The sequence below is a fragment of the Rhodoblastus acidophilus genome (genome assembly GCF_009720655.1).
Taxonomy (GTDB): domain Bacteria; phylum Pseudomonadota; class Alphaproteobacteria; order Rhizobiales; family Beijerinckiaceae; genus Rhodoblastus; species Rhodoblastus acidophilus_A.
This window is the reverse complement of sequence record NZ_WNKS01000012.1, coordinates 71,608-88,372: the sequence shown is the minus strand read 5'-3', so window position 1 is coordinate 88,372 and position 16,765 is coordinate 71,608. Positions and strand designations below refer to the sequence as shown.

10 protein-coding genes are annotated in these 16,765 nt (G+C 65.8%); 8 read left to right on the top strand and 2 right to left on the bottom strand.

Annotated elements, in window-relative coordinates:
* Positions 1-5: 5 nt before the first annotated feature.
* Both GJ654_RS13470 and GJ654_RS13465 read right to left on the bottom strand, forming a co-directional pair.
* A complete protein-coding gene (locus tag GJ654_RS13470) occupies positions 6-2,291 on the bottom strand; it encodes a glycosyltransferase family 2 protein (protein ID WP_155446687.1) in 2,286 nt (761 codons plus the stop codon).
* Positions 2,288-4,627, bottom strand: a complete 2,340-nt coding sequence (locus GJ654_RS13465) for a glycosyltransferase family 2 protein (protein WP_196305552.1) — start codon at positions 4,625-4,627, stop codon at positions 2,288-2,290. Before GJ654_RS13465 ends, GJ654_RS13470 begins: the two co-directional genes overlap by 4 nt.
* A gap of 509 nt (positions 4,628-5,136) precedes the next feature.
* On the opposite strand from GJ654_RS13465, the gene GJ654_RS13460 reads away from it, so the two are divergent.
* From GJ654_RS13460 to GJ654_RS13425, 8 genes are all read left to right on the top strand, one after another.
* On the top strand, positions 5,137-6,216 hold the full coding sequence (locus GJ654_RS13460; protein ID WP_155446685.1) for a hypothetical protein: 1,080 nt from the start codon (positions 5,137-5,139) through the stop codon (positions 6,214-6,216).
* 47 nt (positions 6,217-6,263) lie between these two features.
* Positions 6,264-7,136, top strand: coding sequence for a calcium-binding protein (locus GJ654_RS13455; RefSeq protein ID WP_155446684.1), 873 nt, complete (start codon positions 6,264-6,266; stop codon positions 7,134-7,136).
* A 73-nt stretch (positions 7,137-7,209) separates the two neighbouring features.
* Positions 7,210-9,396, top strand: a complete 2,187-nt coding sequence (locus GJ654_RS13450) for a peptidase domain-containing ABC transporter (protein ID WP_155446683.1) — start codon at positions 7,210-7,212, stop codon at positions 9,394-9,396.
* A complete protein-coding gene (locus GJ654_RS13445) occupies positions 9,386-10,735 on the top strand; it encodes an HlyD family type I secretion periplasmic adaptor subunit (protein ID WP_155446682.1) in 1,350 nt (449 codons plus the stop codon). The genes GJ654_RS13450 and GJ654_RS13445 overlap by 11 nt, the downstream gene beginning before the upstream one ends.
* Positions 10,732-12,579: a tetratricopeptide repeat protein gene (locus GJ654_RS13440; protein ID WP_155446681.1), complete on the top strand. Its 1,848-nt coding sequence runs from the start codon at positions 10,732-10,734 to the stop codon at positions 12,577-12,579. Before GJ654_RS13445 ends, GJ654_RS13440 begins: the two co-directional genes overlap by 4 nt.
* A 49-nt stretch (positions 12,580-12,628) precedes the next feature.
* The gene (locus GJ654_RS13435) at positions 12,629-14,641 is read left to right on the top strand and encodes a hypothetical protein (protein ID WP_155446680.1); all 2,013 of its coding nucleotides are present in this window, start codon (positions 12,629-12,631) and stop codon (positions 14,639-14,641) included.
* Positions 14,638-15,921: a glycosyltransferase gene (locus GJ654_RS13430; RefSeq protein WP_155446679.1), complete on the top strand. Its 1,284-nt coding sequence runs from the start codon at positions 14,638-14,640 to the stop codon at positions 15,919-15,921. Before GJ654_RS13435 ends, GJ654_RS13430 begins: the two co-directional genes overlap by 4 nt.
* Positions 15,922-15,952: 31 nt before the next feature.
* Positions 15,953-16,756: a hypothetical protein gene (locus tag GJ654_RS13425; protein ID WP_155446678.1), complete on the top strand. Its 804-nt coding sequence runs from the start codon at positions 15,953-15,955 to the stop codon at positions 16,754-16,756.
* Positions 16,757-16,765: the final 9 nt, after the last annotated feature.

Sequence of the window (16,765 nt, the reverse complement as noted above, 5' to 3'; positions counted from 1 at the left end):
ATCCTTCAATAGCCCGGAGGCGGCTGAACGCCGGGTTGGATTTGGTTTCGGCGGGGCGCCAGGGATCTCGGCGGCCAGGCCAGGGCGGAATAGGAGGGGTCCGACAGCGCGAGCAGCGGGCTGTAAAACGGGTCGGTCGCCAATGCCTCGCCCCACTTGTGCCGGAGCATCCAGAGTTCGCGGCGGAAGCGGCCGGTGTCGTCCACCTTGCCGCGCGACGCCGACTCATGATGGGTGAGAACGGCATGCGGCGTGAACACCACCCGCAACCCCATTTCGCGCACACGGAGGCAGTAATCGACGTCGTTGAAATTGATAGGAAAACGCAGCGCGTCAAAACCGCCGAGTTCGAGAAACAGGTTTTTGCGCGTCAGCATGCACGCGGCGGTGACGGCGCAGGTTTCGCGCGCGACTTCCAGCGCGCCGAAATAGCCGGGGTCCCGGTCGATGCGATCGCGAAAGTCGTGCGCGCATCCAAAATTCACGCCGAGCGTGACGCCGCCATGTTGAACGACGCCGCTCGGCCACAGCAGCTTGGCGCCGACGACGCCCGTGGTCTCGTCGGCAAGGCGCGACACCATTTCCTCCAGCCAGTGCGCGTCCTGGGCGACGACGTCATTGTTGAGAAAGCACAGGATGTCGCCCTGGGCCTTGGCGGCGGCCAGATTGTTGATGTGGGAATAATTGAACGGCCCCGGCGCGCGCACGACGGCGACGCCCTGTTGTTCCACCTGCTGCAAATAGCGAAGCGTCTGCGGATCGCTGGACTCGTTGTCGATCACGATGATCTCGGCGCGCGCCTTAGTGGTCGCGGGAAAAATGCTGTCGATGCAGTTTCGCAGGAGCTCATGGCGGTTGCGCGTCGGAATGAGGATCGACACTTTGCCGCCCCCCCTGCGGTGGACACGGCAGCGCGGCGCCGCCGCGCCCGGAGCGGGTTCGACCGCCGCCTCGATCCGCCTGGCGCGCAGATGGCTTGAGGTCGCCTGCGCCAACAGCCCGGAATCGTCGAGGCGGCCCTCCATGCGCATCGCCGGCCCCGGCAGGTGGACGGCTGTTGCGCCGGCGCCGGCTTGGTCAAAGGCCAGATTCGCGAGCCGGAAAAGGTTTTCGGCGCTCGTTACGGCGCGCTCGACCGTGGCGCGCGGGATGAGGAAACAGGGAGCGAAATAAGCCTGTTCGAGCATGCGCTCGCAGTCGCACGCGGGCAGGGCGACCGGCCAGCCGCTGATTTCGTAATCGGCGTAGATGAGACTGGCGTCGGGATGCGCATCGGTGGCGCAGGCGAAGCGCGCGAGGGCGTCTGCGTTGAGCACGACGCCCGGCGCGAGGAACAGGAACCAGCCAATGCCGTCGGCGTGGTCGCGGAGGAAATCGGCGAGGTCCTCTGGCGCGAAGGTCAGCGCGCTTTCGGCGCGCGGCAGAACCCCGCCGGCCCAGCGGAGGTGCGTTTGCGTTTCGAGGCTCGTGAGCGTCGCCTCGACTCCGTCGCCATCGAACGCGAGCACGCCGAGCGGCGTCTCGCTCGGCGCGGGCGCGGCGGGCTGAAAATTTTCGCGCGCGCCGCCGTAGCGGCTGAAGGGCAGCGACCCCGGCATGAGCCGGTCGAAATAGTGCGCGGTCAGCCGCTGGCCGGGCGGCGCGTCCAGCGCGGCAAGCGTCGCTTCGAGGCCGCCGGGCGGGGCCACGAAGGTCACCGGACTGCCTTCGAGCTCGACGCCGCGTCCGACCAGGAACGAGGCCGTCCACACCCGCCCGTCGGCAAGATGCTCGGGGAGGGTGATGTCGAAGCCGAATTGCGCCTGGGGGCGCGGACGATCGACATGGCGCCAGTTTTCCGCATGGGCGGTGGCGACGCGTTCGCCGTCGATGAGGACGGCGATTTCCGGCGGGGCCCCATCGCCCGCGTCCGCCCAGCCGGTGAAGCGCAGGCCGCCGCTCCATTCAACAAAACCGTGCGGCGACGGCGCGACCGCTTGCGCTGGAGCGCTCCCGTTGAAGAGAAGCGGCGCGCCAACCGCTGAGCCGACATTGGCGAGCCGCGCCTCCACCATTTTCGCTTGGGCGAAAAGCCCTTCCGAAAGCACGAAGGTGAAGCCGCAGCAGCCGTCGCCAAGGCCGAGTTTTTTTGCGCGCGCGCTGGCGTGATCGGCGAGCGCGGCGCCGATGTGCAGGCCATCGACCAGCAGTTCGACAGTGAAGCGCCGCTCCGGGCGCGCGCCATCACAGACGAAGCCGGAGACCGCGCGCGCATCGAGCCGAAAGAAATCGCTGACGAGTTCGAAAGTCATGGCGCGCTCGGGTTCGGTTCCAGCCATCGCTCGATTTCGAGCAGGGTTTTCGAGGTGTCGGACGAGGGGGGCAGGGACAGGTCATCGGCGCATTCGCGAAAATTTGCGCCGGACCAGTCGAAATAGGCGGCCGGCAACGGACGCTCCCGGCGCCAGCTTTCCAGCGCCCAGTAATGCGAGCTGCGATAGGGGAGCAGATAGCGCCCGAGGCCATATTGCCTGACGACGCGGTCCCGTTCGTCGTCGCCGATCGGACCGGTGACGAACAGGCCGCGTCCCATCAGTCGCGCGTCGATCGAGGTTCCGCCGAGGACGACAGCGCCGCCGCCCGCGCGCGTCGCGGCGAGATCGAGCAGGAAGGACAAGGTTTTCGGACTCTCCTCCGGCAGGATGATCCCGAGCGCCGGCCCGGCTTCCGCGCCGCAAGCGACGCGGCCCAGCGGGAGCGCGCCGCAAGCGGCGCGGCTCAGTCCGATCTGTGGGAGCGCGCCGCAAGCGGCGCGGCTCATGGCGTCGATAGGGATTTCTCCGGTCACGGCGAGCGCGTTGGTTCGCATCGGCGCCTCCGCGACAAGGCGCAGCAGCGGCGCGCGAACTTTTGTCAGCGCGCGCAAAAGATGCGGCGCCAGTTCGCCTTCGCCGGCGATCTCGATCACATCAGGCGCAATCTCGCCTAGCAGGCCGACAGACGCGTCATCGTCGAGGCCGATGTCGAGATTTTGCGGCGCGCCGCCAAAACCTTGAAGCCGCAACCGCCAGCCGACGCCATCATGCGAGGATAGGCCGATGACGGCTTCGACACCCTTTTCGAAAAATTGGCGCGCGCGAAGAGTGAGGACGGCGCGGGCGCGGGCGGGGCCGATCAAAAGTCGCCGTCCCGGCGCATCGGCGATCAGAGCGCGCTCGATTTTTTCTCGCGCGGGGGCGAGCGGATCGCGCAGCATGTAGGCGTCGCATTCGGCTTCGTGGCCGGGAAAGCGGCGCTTGAGCACGCGAAGGTTGCGCGCCACCAGTTGACGTTTTTCGCCGCGAAACGAGCGCGATCCCAGATGCGGGGCGAAGATCGAGGGCGCGCAGACGTTTCGAAATCCGGCCTCGCGGACGCGCAGGGCGAAATCGGCGTCTTCGAGATAGCCGTTGTCATATTCCTCGCAGAGCGCGCCGACGGCGTTCAGGCAGGCGCGGGTGAGAAACAGGCAGAAGCCGATGCTGGCCGGCGTGTCGACGACGACATCGGAATTGACGGCGCCGGCGACGTCATGGACGCGCGTCCAGCGGGCGTCGACGGCGTTCTCGACGAAGGGTTTGGGAAAGCTGACGAATTCGCCGTGGTTGCTCAGCGGATTGATCGCGCCGATGCGCGGGTCCAGGTGGGCGATGCGACGGAAGCGGCTCACGATGTCCGGCGCGACGAGCGTGTCGGCGTTCAGCAGCAAGACATCGCCGTCCGGGATCAGCGCCAGCGCGCGATTGACGGTCCCGACATAGCCGCGGTTGCGTCGGTTGACCACCAGGCGCGTCATGGAGCGGCGCGAGAACTGACGCAGATGTTCGGAAAGGGACGGATTGGGCGAGGCGTCGTCGATGATCAACACATGGACGTCGGGCGTCGATTGCAGCACCGCATCGACGCAGTCCAGACAGGCGCCGGTCGCGTCGAGATCGTCATAAACGGGAACGACGATGGTCGCGGTTTCGGGGCCGCAGGGCGCCCGCGCCCGGGTCTCGTGGCCGCGCCAGCTCAGGCGCACGGAAGCGATGGCCTCGTCGCCCACGCACACTTGCGCCAGGACGCTTTCGGGGTCCGCGACCTCAAGGGAAAACGCGGTGGCGCAGCCGAAAAAGCCTGCGCGCGGATCGGCGGGATCGGGCTTGAGAATGAATGTTTCCACGCGCTCGCCAAGCACGGTGACGCGTGCTGACCGGTCCGGGCGCCAGGCCGCCCATCCCTGAATTTTTCCCGGCGGAACATGTCGGATCGAGGCGGCGCCGGCGTCGCCGCGCGCGGCGAGATGGGCGAGCGCGGTCATCACTTCGCCAGGACTGCGCGCGAGCAGACATTTGGCGGCGCCTGGACCGAGGTCGCGCACATCCAGCTCCAGGGCCTTGCGATTGGCGAGCGGATTGAGCGGATCGCGCGCGAGCGCGGCGACGAGATCGGCGTGCGCGAGATCGTCGAATCCGGCGAGACGGGCGGCCTCGCTTCTGGTCATCAGGCTGGCGGCGGTTGCGCCCCCGACGCGGCGCCAGCGGTCGGCGAAAGCCAGCGCGGATCGCGCGTCGCCACGATGGAGCGCGGCGAGCGCGGCCTCGGGCTCGCCGCCCGCCGACATCATGGCTAAGCCAATGTCCCGCGGTCGCAATTCAGGCGCTCGCGGCATGGGCGCGATCCCGCCTCGACTTGCCCTGCAAGTCAAACCTACGCAACGTCATCATAATGAGGTTCAAAAATACACCTTCGATGCTGTGGGGCTGGCTTCGTTTCATCTGTACGTCCGCTGCGGAGCCATAGGCCCTGAAGCATCCTGTATACAGAGAACGATTGATCAAATCGCAAAACATAACTTAGCCTGTCTTGCTGTGGTCGGAATTGACCTACGTAATGAAGCCATATTATCGAACATTTTAAGGTGCGATTGAAATATCAAAAACGCCAATAGTCACAGTGTTTTCGTCGCTTGGGTGAATATGATGATGAGTAATATTCGCAAAATGAAGTAGTTGCAGGTTTGATTGGAAAATTTCCGCATCATGATATGTTCTGTTAAACAGTTTTAACTTTTACGTCTGGGCGAAAACATTACATGTTGCTAACGATTGGCTGTCGAGGTCGGGAGGGCCATGCATGAGCCAGTCGGAAAACAAGGGTGAGCGCGTTGTCACGATTCCCGTCGCGCCGGGCATTTTTGTGCTGCGTTACGTGGCCGCCGGGGCTTGCGTTCCGCCGCACTTGTTTCTGCGCACGTCGCCGGCCTCGGAAAATTCCGTAGCCCTGATCTTCGCGCCGGGCGCCGAAGCCGGCGTGCTCGCCGCGCCGGGCGCCTACGCTCTGGTGGTCGCGGAGCGCAGCGGCCGCATCCAGCTCACGATCGTCGGCGCGCCCGGCGAAGACGACGGCGCGGAGATCAAGATCGAGCCCCTCGGCAAGGTGATCGAAGCCGCGAGCCTTTCCGTCGTCGCCGCCGTCGAGAAAGCGCGCGAAGAGACCCGGCAACGCGAGCAGACGCAGCCATGCATCGAAATCGCGGCGCCGCCGCGCGCGGAACCCTCGGGGCGGCGCGGGCGCCCTCCGGCCGTGTCGAGCGCCGCCGGCGTCGGCCTGGCGAAGCCGACGCGATCGGGCATCGTCGTCGCGCGCGGCGCCGGGCAGGGCGCTGCGGCGGAGTTGAGCCCCGAATTGGACGCCGCCGGCTTCGGCGTCGTCTGCCATGTTTCGCGAAAAGGCGATGTTGGCGCGACCGGCGGCGGCTGGATCGGCGGTCCCGGATCGCCTGCCGTGATCGAGGGCGTCACGCTGCACTGGAATGCGCCCGCTGGCGAAAAGCTTGAATATCAGGCGCTGGCGGCCGGCGCCGCGGGGCGGTGGTCGGAATGGACGCCCGCCGGCGCCTTCGCGGGAACGCGCGGCCGCAGCCTGCCCCTCGTCGGGTTGCGCGTGCGGATCGCGGGCGGCGCGGGCCGCTTCCGCCTCCAGGGCGAGGCGATTTTCCTTGGGCTGCCCGCGGTCGTCGACTCCGGCGAGAGCCTGGAATTTTCCAGCTATGCCGGCGTCGATCCGCTGGTCGGGCTGCGCTTGCAGCTCGTCCCGGTCGCAAGCGCCGCCACGAATGAGAGGCCCGCGGACAGTCCGGGGCCGGAGATGAAGAAGCCCGCAACAGGATTGCGGGTCTTCAAGCCGATGCGCGCGGAAGAACGCGCTGTTTGAGAGGACAGGGATGATCCCTGAGGACATCACACAACAGGAGGTTGTAAATGGCGCAATATGCTCTGGATCTTTCGACGGCCCAAACGGTTTCGGACGCCGCCGTCCAATCCATTCTCAACACGCTCAATCCCTCGCTCGGCGCTCTGTCGGACGAGCAGCTCGCCAGCTTTGAGGAGCAACTGTCCTCGATCGGGACCGGTGGCTCGCTGACGCTGCAAGGCGTGCAGATCGATCAGGCGGATTCGACCGGCGACCACACCGTTTACAATATGAAATTTGCTGTGGGTCAGGGCATCGAGGTCCAGGCGGGCGAAGGGTTCGACACGATCTCCGCGTCCGGATCGGACACGGTTTATGGGTCGACCTCCGCCACGGGCGCGGCGAAGCTCGTCGCCACTGGCGGCGACAATCTCCTGTTCGGCGGCGCCGGCGCGGATTCGATCTACGCGGGAACCGGCCACGACACGCTCGTCGGCGGCGACGGCAATCAGGCGCTCTATGGCTCGTCGTCGCACAGCGGCGCGGCGCTGTTGATTGCCGGCAGCGGCGACCAGATTCTCAAGGCGGGCTCCGGCAACGACACGCTGATGGCCACCAGCGGCGATGACAAGCTCTATGGCGGCACGGGCAATTCGACCCTGATTTCCGGCTATGGCCACGACACCATGTACGGCGGGTCCGGCCCGTTGGCCAAGACCACTTTCGTCGTCACCTCGGACACGTTCGACGGCGACGTGATCAAGGGCAGCATGACCGGTGGAACCTCCATTGTCGAGTTCGCCGATCTGAACCGAAGCGACGTCGCCATCAACACCGACGCCAAGACGGGCGTGACCACGGTGTCCTACGGCGGGCAATCCATGCAGATGAGCAAGGTCAGCGAAATCGATTTCGCCAACGGCCAGCATCTCAAGCTCTGACAAGGGTTTGGCGCGCGCATCACTATTTGCGCGCGCCGTTCGCCCGATATGACGGAAGAGGGAGCGCATACGCATGGCGGCAGGAGCGTCGAATCTCGCGGCCCTGGTCTTGGTCGCGAGGGAGCTGGAAGTGTCCCTGAGCATCGAAAAGCTCGTCGATGACAATGGACTCGAGAGCCCAAGCGTCGATTCGGACACGTTGCTGCATTGCGCGCGACGGGCCGGCCTGCGCGCCAAGAAAGTGAAACTTTCGTGGGACGGGCTCGCCAAGCTCGGCCGGGCGCTCCCCGCCATCGTCGAACTGAAGAACGGCAATTGCCTTGTTCTGACCGGCGTGCGCGACAACGAGCATCCCGTCGCCTTCGTGCGCGATCCCGTGGGCGCGTCGGACGCCGAGACGACGATCGACCGCCACCGCCTTGAAGAGGCCTGGACCGGCGAGGTCGTGCTGGTCAAGCGCCATTACGAAATCGTCGACGAGGAGCAGCCGTTTTCCATCCGTCTGATCGCCGCTCTGCTGTGGCGGGAAAAGCGGCTGGTGCGCGACCTGGCGCTCTCGGCGCTGCTGCTGGGCCTGCTGGCCCTGTCGCCGATCATCTTCTGGCGCCTGCTGTCGGACAAGGTCATCTATTACCACGCCATGAGCACGTTCAACGTGCTCTGCCTCGTCATGCTGGTGCTGACCCTGACCGAGGCGGGCCTCGCCTTCCTGCGCTCCTACCTGCTGCTGGTGCTGACGACGCGCGTCGATATCCGCATTTCCGAATACATGTTCGACAAGGTGCTGCGCCTGCCCATCGACTTCTTCGAGCGCAGCCAGGTCGGCATGATTTCGCGCGACATGAACGAGGTCTGGCGCATCCGCCAGTTCATGACCGGCCAGATGTTCGGCACCATGCTCGACTCGATGATGCTGCTGTTCTTTCTGCCAGTCATGTTCATGTTCTCGCCGCTGCTGACGTTTCTGGTGCTCGGCATTTGCGCTCTGATCGCCGGCTGGCTGCTGTTCATGCTGCCGAGCTACCGCCGCGCCACCTGGGCGGTGCTCGAGGCGGAGGGCAAGCGCGGCGCCTTCCTGATCCAGACGCTTCAGGGGATCAGAACCGTCAAATCGCTGGCGCTCGAAGACCGCCAGCAGCGCTCCTGGGACGTGCAGATCAGCCAGATCGCGCAATTGCGCCAACGCGAGGGCATGGTTTCGGCGGTGATCCAGGCGGTGGTGCGTCCGCTGGAGCGCTTCGCCGTCACCGGCGTCTACGCGGTGGGAACCTATCTCGCGCTCACCACCAACGATCCCGTTTACGTCTCCGCGCTGTTCGCCTTCTTGATGCTGTCACAGCGCGTCGCCGGCCCGCTGATGCAGATGGCGCAGCTGGTCAACCAATATGACGAGGCGCGCTCCGCCGTCCGCATCGTCGCCAACCTCGTCAACCAGCCGCGCGAAAACATTTCGAACGGTGGGGTGAAGAAGGAGCTGGACGGCCACATCCAGTTCAGCGACCTCACGTTCCGCTATCCGGGCGCGCTCAATCCGGCGCTGCAAAAAATTTCGTTCGAGGTCGCCGCCGGCATGACCCTGGGCGTGGTCGGGCGTTCCGGCTCCGGCAAATCCACGCTCACGCGCCTGTTGCAGCGTCTGCACAGCGAATATGAGGGCTCGATCAAGATCGACGGCATCGATGTGCGCGAATATGACATCGCCCATCTGCGCCGCAGCCTCGGCATCGTCCTGCAGGAGAATTTTCTCTTCACCGGCACGATCCGCGAGAACATCACCATCGCCAAGCCCAACGCCAGCCATGACGAAATGGTGCGCGCGGCGCGGCTCGCCGGCGCCGAGGAATTCATCGAGCGCCTGCCGCGCGGCTACGACACTTTCATTTACGAGGGCTCGCCGAACCTTTCGGGCGGCCAGCGGCAGAGGCTCGCCATCGCCCGCGCGCTGATCCAGGACCCGCGCATTCTGATCCTCGACGAAGCCACCAGCGCGCTCGATCCCGACAGCGAGGCCATTGTCAACGCCAACATCAAGAAGATCGCTCAAGGGCGCACGGTGATCGCGATCTCGCACCGGCTGTCGTCTCTGGTCAATTCCGACGCCATTCTGGTTCTCGATCGCGGCCGGTTCCTCGACATGGGGACGCATCGCGAGTTGCTGGAGCGTTGCGAGGTCTATTCCGGCCTGTGGAGCCAGCAGAACGACCACGTGCAAGCCGGCGCGATCCCCTTGCAGCCGAGGAGGGCGCTCCATGCCGTCTGAAGCGAAAACGCTGAAAACCGTCCGCAGCTTCCAGTCGGAAGTCGGGAACCTGCGCGAGGCGCCGGACCCGGTCGGCGCGCGCCACACGATTCACTTCATCGCCCTGGCCGTGGCGACCATCGCCGTGATCTGTTCGGTGACGCAGATCGACCGCGTCATCGCCAGCACCTCGGGCAAGATCGTGACCTCGACGCGGCCGACAATCTATCAGGCGCTCGACACCTCCATCGTGCGCAGCATCGACGTGCGCGAAGGCGATGTGGTGCGCAAGGGCGACGTGCTCGCCACCTTCGATCCGACCTTCGCGGACGCCGATGTCGGCCAGCTCGAGCGGCAGGTCGCGAGCCTCAAAGCGCAGATCGTGCGCGAACAGGCGGAGCTCGACGGCGGCGCCCTGAAATTCGCGGCGACCGACAATGTCGACCAGCGCCATTACAACAAGCTGCAAGCCGATCTGTTCGACGAGCGGCGCGCGCAATATCTGGCGCAGCTCAACTCCTACGACCAGAAATTCAAGCAGACGGAGGCGACGCTGGCCAAACTGGAGTCGGACGTCGGCAGTCTGCGCGCGCGCGCCGATATCGCCAAAAAGGTCGAGAACATGCGCGTCGCCCTTGTCGAGAAAGGCGCGGGCTCGCTGCTCAACCAGTGGACCTCGACCGACGCGCGGGTGGAAGCTGAGCGCACGCTTCAGGGGCAGGCGAACAGCATCGACGAGGCGCGCCATCAATTATCGTCGCTGCGCGCGGATCGCGAGGCTTTTGTCCGCTCCTGGTCCGGCGATCTGCGCAAGGAAATGGTGCAGGCGCAGAATGCGCTGGATCAGGCCGCCGCGCAACTGGAGAAGGCGCACCGGCATCGCGACCTCGTCCGTCTGGTCGCAGAACAGGATTCGATCATCCTGACCATCGCGAAGACCTCGCGCGGCTCTGTGATGCGCGAGGGCGAGCAATTCATCACCGCCATGCCGCTGGCCTCGCCCGTGGCGGCGGAGATCCATGTCGCCGCGCGCGATGTCGGCTTCATCCGTCCCGGCGATCCCGCCTACCTGAAGATCGACGCCTTCAATTTCGCCGAACACGGTCTCGCCGACGGCGAAGTGAAATGGATCAGCGAAAACGCCTTCGTCACCAATGAGGACACGGGCCAGCCGGTCGAGCCCTACTACCGCGTTAACATCGCCGTGACCAAGGTTGGCTTGATCAATGTGCCCGCCGGCTTCCGCCTGATCCCGGGCATGACCCTGGTCGCCGACATCAATGTCGGCAAACGCCCGCTCGGCGCCTACGTCATCGACGGCTTGGTGAGCGGTTTCAGTGGAGCGATGAGAGAGCCATGACCAAAGCCATTTTGAAAGGGATCGCCCGCCTGTTCCGCTCGCCCCTCGAACGCGGCGAGGAGGCTTATGCGTCGGGAAATTTTTTTGAGGCGTTTCGCCACTGGCAAAAAGCGAGCGACGCCGGCGAAGCCCGCGCCGATTATCTCGTGGGCAAACTGTTCGAGGACGGACAGGGCGTGTCGCGCGATGTCGTCGAAGCCGCGAAATGGCACAGGCGCGGCGCCGAGCGCGGGCACGCTGGAGCGCAATTACGGCTTGCGCGCATCCTGCTCCATGGCGGCCGCAACGCCGGCGAATTTTTCCGCGCGCCCGAAGGCCAGGGTGAGGACGACAATCGCGCCCTGCTGTTTCCCGGTGGCGCTCGGATCGACGCGAACTGCCAAGAAGCGGTCGCGCTGCTGGCCTCCGCCGCCGAGCAGGACGAGATCGAAGCGGGTGTGATTCTGGGCGCCGTCTTTTTCGAGGGCGTGAAGGCGCCGCGCGATCTCGACGCGGCGCGCCAATGGTACGAATGGGCCGCCGAGCGCGGCGACCGCAATGCGCAATTCGGTCTCGGCGACATGCACTTCAACGGCCTCGGCGTCGAGCGCAACGCGGAGCTTGGCGCCGACTGGTACGAGAAGGCTGCGCAGGCCGGGCATCCGCGCGCGCAACTGGCGCTCGCAACCGCGTTTCATCAGGGACAGGGACGTCCCCTCGATTTGGCCGCCGCCGGCGCCTGGTATGTGAAGGCGGCCGAACAGAACGATCCGCATGCGTTGCTGGCGGCGGCGAACATGCACATTTCCGGCGAAGGCCTGGAAAAGAACCTCGACCGCGCCGAAACCTATCTCAGGCGCGCCGCCAAGGCGGGGCGCCATCCAGCGGTGGTCAGGTTGGCGGAATTTTATAGCTCCGGAGGCGAGATCGAGCCGGACTTGCGCGAAGCCGCGAACTGGCATCGGCGCGCGGCGGAAATGGGAGACGCGCGCGCCCAGTACATGATCGCGGAAATGCTGTGCTCGGGCGCCGCCGGCGGCGTCAATTATCCTGAGGCCGCGCGCTGGTTTCGCGCCGCCGCGGAACAGGGACACGCCACCGCCGCCTACAATCTCGCCGCGCTCTACACGTTGGGGCAGGGCGTTGCGCGCGACGCGGAGCAGGCGTCACATTGGTATGTCGCCGCCGCCGAGCGCGGTCTGCGCCAAGCCTTCATAAAAGCCTCGGAGGCTTGCGAACGCGGGACCGATCCCGGCAAGGCGATGGAATGGCTCATGCGCGCCGCCGAAAGCGGCGACGTCGCCGCGCGGATGCGGCTGGGCGCGCGAAAATTGATCGGCGAGGGTTGCGCGGTCGATCTGGCGGAGGCGGAAAAATGGCTCGCGCAGGCCGGCGCCGCCGGCGGACGCGAAGCGCTGCTGCTGCTCGGCCACCTTCATTCCGGCCGCTATGGCGGAGTAGCGGCGCCGCAAAAGGCCGCCGAGTTCTACCGGAAGGCCGCCGAAATGGGCGACCGCGAGGCGCAATATCTGGTCGCCCTGTCCCTGCTCGACCAGAAAAATGACGCGGAAAAATTGGCGGCCGGCGTCGAAATGTTGCGGCGCGCGGGCGAGCAGGGCCACTCGGCCGCGCAGTTTCGCCTGGGCGTGATCCATTGCACGGGCGCGGGCGCGCCGGTCGATTTCGAGGAAGCCGTGCGCTGGTACGAGCGCGCCGCCGACCAGGGCAACGATCTCGCGCGCTACAACCTCGGCGTCATGCTGATGAAGGGCCAGGGCGCGCCGCAGGATGTTTCGCGAGGCCGGGAGCTGGTCGCGCAATCCGTGGAGCGCGGCGTCGCCCCAGCCGGCGCGGCGAAAGCGTGATCGCCGCGCGCACAAGATAAAGCGAATTCATCGAAGGAGTTGAGTGCCGATGGGAATGAATTTCAAGCTTGCGCCAACCGAACGGGACGGCGCGGGCGTGTTCGGCGCGGTGGACGCGTTCGATCCGCAATCCGGCTTGACCGGCTGGTGCGTGGGCCTCGCCGACGCCGCCATCGAGCGCGAGGTGGAGCTCGTGGTCAATGGCGCGCCGGTCGCGACCGCGCGCGCCACGCATGTGCGCGGCGACGTCTGCGACGCCATCGGCATGCAGGGCCGGTTCGGCTTTTGCTTCGACGCCTCCGTCTTCGACGCCTTTCTGCTTAACAAGCCGGTGTTCGCCGGCAAGGATTTCTTCGTGCGCGTGGTGGGACAGGGGGGCACGCTTCCGGCTCACGACGCGCTGCCGACTCTTGGCGCGCTGCTGGAGGCGCGCGAAGCCTGGTTGAAGCGCAGCGAAGGGCAGGCGCTGATCGAGTCGCTGGAGCTGGCGCGCCAGGGCGCCCGCGACATGCTGTTCCAGCCGCCGCGAAAGACGGCGGCCGATGCGGATGGCGTGATCGAAGCCATCGCTTTCGGCTCCGGGAATGTCGTCTGGTTCCTCGGCTGGGCGTCGAGCCGGGGCGCGGCTGAATTTCCGGCCGTCGTGCTCGACCGCCGCAAATATGCCGCGGGCCTGCGCTGCGCCTATTACCGGCGCGCCGACCTCGCGGAGCCCGCGGTCGGGATTGTCGGGGCGCTGCTCACCGACTGGCGCCCGTCGGCCGCCTCGGACGCCCTGGTGGCGTTCGGCGAGAACGGACAGAATCTCTTGCGCGCGCTGCGGCCTTTGCGCGTGACAACGCCCGGCGAAGTGTTCGGTCATTTGCAGTCCCAGGATGAGCCTTACAGCCGGGCGCTGGCGCGCTCCATGCTGGCCATCGCCGCCGAGACCGACGGCTGGGCGTTGGAAACTCCGGCGTCGAAAAAGATCAAGCTCGCCATCGACGCCGCCCAATATGTCGAGGGTTTTGGCGTGTTCATGAAGGGATGGGTCGTCAGCCCGTCGCATCGGATCACGGGCATGGCGCTCAAGCTCGGCGACGAAGTGTTGGACTGCGCGCCGTCGTCGCTGCATTTCGCGCCGCGTCCCGACCTGACCGCCGGATTCTCTGGCATGGGCGCGGCCATCGAGCGCGCCGGTTTCACCATCGTGTTTCGCGGCGATCTGCGCGACGCGGATTTTGGCGCGGCGACATTGCGGCTGACATACGAGAGCAGCAAGCCCACGCATCACCGGCTGGACGATGTGCGGATCGTCCGTCTCTCCCCCGCCGATCTCGCCGGTTTGCGCGACTTCTATCCGGTGCTCGAACGTGAGGCGTTCTTCAAGCCGCTGGCGCTCGCCGTGCATGAGTCCTGCGCACACGAGTACGGACGCGCGACGGGCGACATCGTCCACGCTTGCGCCCATGCGCTGATCTTCTGCGCGCCATCGGAGCGGCGCCTGCAATTCCACCTGTTCGAACATTTGCGCGCGCGTCTCGCCGGATGCCGCGCGCAGGGCGTCGGAATCGTGATCGTCGCCCCGGACTCCGCCCGACACGGCGAGATCGGCGAATTGTTCGCGGAATTCGCGGAAAATTTCGCCGGCGCGGCGAGCCTGGTTTTCGTCGCCGACGTGGAATGCGCGGTGTGGAGCCTGGCGTCGGTGCTGTCTCTGGCGGACGCGCGCCGCTTCGTGTTCGTCGGGCCCGATGTGGCGCTGACGGACGCCGGCTGGGCCGCGCTCGATCGTCTCGTCGGCGCCGGCGACGAACCGACCTTTTTCGACATCTGCGACCCGGACCAACCCTGGTTGCCGGCGCGGGCCGCCTCCACGGCCTTCTCCTGGTCCGCGCAGGGGTGGGGCCGCTTCCTGCGTGAAAAGAACCGTCGCCTGCCTCTGCGCCGCGCGGTCGATGGCGAGGCTTTCCCCGAGGCGCGGCGGATCGCGGGAGGCGCCGAATTCCTGCGCAGGTCTGCGCCGCCGCCGCGCCTGATCGAACATGTCAATCGCGTGCTGGCTTTGGGAGCGCTATCATGAGGAAACCGGAATTTTCGGCCGAAGCGCCGCGCATCGCCATTGTCTCGCATTCGCATCCCAGCGTGACCAAGGGCGGGGCTGAGATCGCCGCCTACACGCTCTACAAGGGTTTGCGCGCGGCGGGCGTCGACGCCATTTTCATCGCGGCCTGCGCGGAGGAGTCGCGCGCGAAACTGGCGCTGGCCTCGGAAAACGAATATGCGGTCTTCGTGCGCGGCGAGATGTTCGAGCATTTCTTCCAGCTCGGCGCCGCGCGCGTCGGCGAGGAACTGGAAGCCATCTTGCGCGCGCGCCGCGTGCAACTGGTCAATTTCCACCACTTCACCAATCTGGGCCTCGGCGCCCTGCGCCGCATCCGCGCCTTGCCGGGCCTGAAACTGGCCTTCACCCTCCACGAGTTCCTGGCGATCTGCTACAACCATGGACAGATGGTGACGCCGGTCGGACAGCGGCTGTGCCAGCGCGAGTCGAGCGACGCCTGCGCCGCCTGTTTCCCGTCGATGACGCGGCACGATTTTATTTTTCGCAAGAAACTGTTCCTCGAAACATTGCGCGGTTTCGATGTGCTGATTTCGCCGAGCCAGTTTCTCGCCGAGCGTTTTTGCGCGTGGGGACTGGAGCGCCAGAAATTCTTCGTGATCGAGAACGGCCTCGCGGAATTGCCGACCTGTTCGTCCCGCCACAACGCCGAGACGCGCAGCGCCTGGACTTTTGGATTCTTCGGCCAGATCAACCCGTTCAAGGGCGTCGACGTCATCGTCGACGCGGCAGAAAAACTGCACAAGAGCAACGTTCCCAACATCAAAATCCGCGTGCACGGCAACATCATCGGCCAGAGCGAGCAATTCGTCACGCGCTTCAAGGACGCCTGTTCCAGCGGTCTGGTCGAATATTTGGGACCCTACGACAATACGAACGTCGCGCGCCTGATGGCGGATTGCGACTATGTGCTGACGCCAAGCCGCTGGTGGGAGAATTCGCCGGTGGTGATCCAGGAGGCTTTCGCGGTCGGCTGTCCCGTGCTGTGCAGCGGGATCGGCGGTATGGCGGAGAAAGTGGTGGACGGGGTGAGCGGGAAACATTTCCGGCCCGGCGACGGCGCCGACCTCGCCCGCTGCATGATCGAGGCGGCCTGCGAGGAGACCTATTTTTCCTTGGTGGAAAATCTTCCCAAGCCATTCGACGGCCTGGAAATGGCGCGCCGCTATCTTGCGGCGTTTTCGGGACGGCGGCAGGCGCCGCCGCTCGCGGCGGAACGCGAGCCGGCGGCCCACGCCTGATGATCTCGGCAGAATTATTCGGAGAATGGGAATGTTGCGCGGCGCCATTGAACTCGTCAACGACGAAAGGATCGACGGATGGCTCTATTCTGATTTTGGCGAGGTTTTTGACCGCACGGTGCTCGCCTTCGTCGACGATCAATGCGTCGGCTCCGGCCGCATCGGCATAGTGCGCGACGACCTGAAGGCCGCCGGCCTCGCCGACGGGCGACTGGGGTTCAGCTTTCCCATCGCCGTCGACGACCCCGGCGATTTGCCGCGCGTGATCGTCAAGCTCGAAAGCAGCGATTTTTCCCTGCTCCAGAGCAGCGCCACCAAGGGGCGCTCGGACCTGTTCCAGGCGCCGGCGGCGGCGCTTGCGCGTCTCGAATGGATGCGCGGCCGGGGCATGCTGTCGCCGGCGGAAGCGGCGTTCCTGAAATATGTGCAGCAGCTCGGCGCCTTCGATCATTCCCTGGTGCAGCCGAAATCGACTGGCGGAGAGGTCTTGGCCGCGGACCCGCTGAGGAGCGCCCGAGATTTCTTGGAATTGCTGCTGCTGCGCGAATCCGAGCTTGTCGAGACCGAAATTTCGGCGGCCTGTTTCGACGAGATCGGCATGGCCGTGCTGGCGGAGGGCGGCGAGCCCCTGTCGATCGTCGCCCTGTGGAGCGCGGCGCCGGTTTCCATCGCGATCGTCGAGGGCTCGCAGAACGATCGGCGCCGCAGCGGCGGCTTTGAGGGCGCCATCGAATATCGCCTCGGACCGGACCGTCTGCTGTTCGTCGACCTCGGCGTGCAGGCGCGCATCGAGACCGACAAGCCTACGCCTCTAAAAATCTTCTCGGCCTATTGAGGAGCCGTC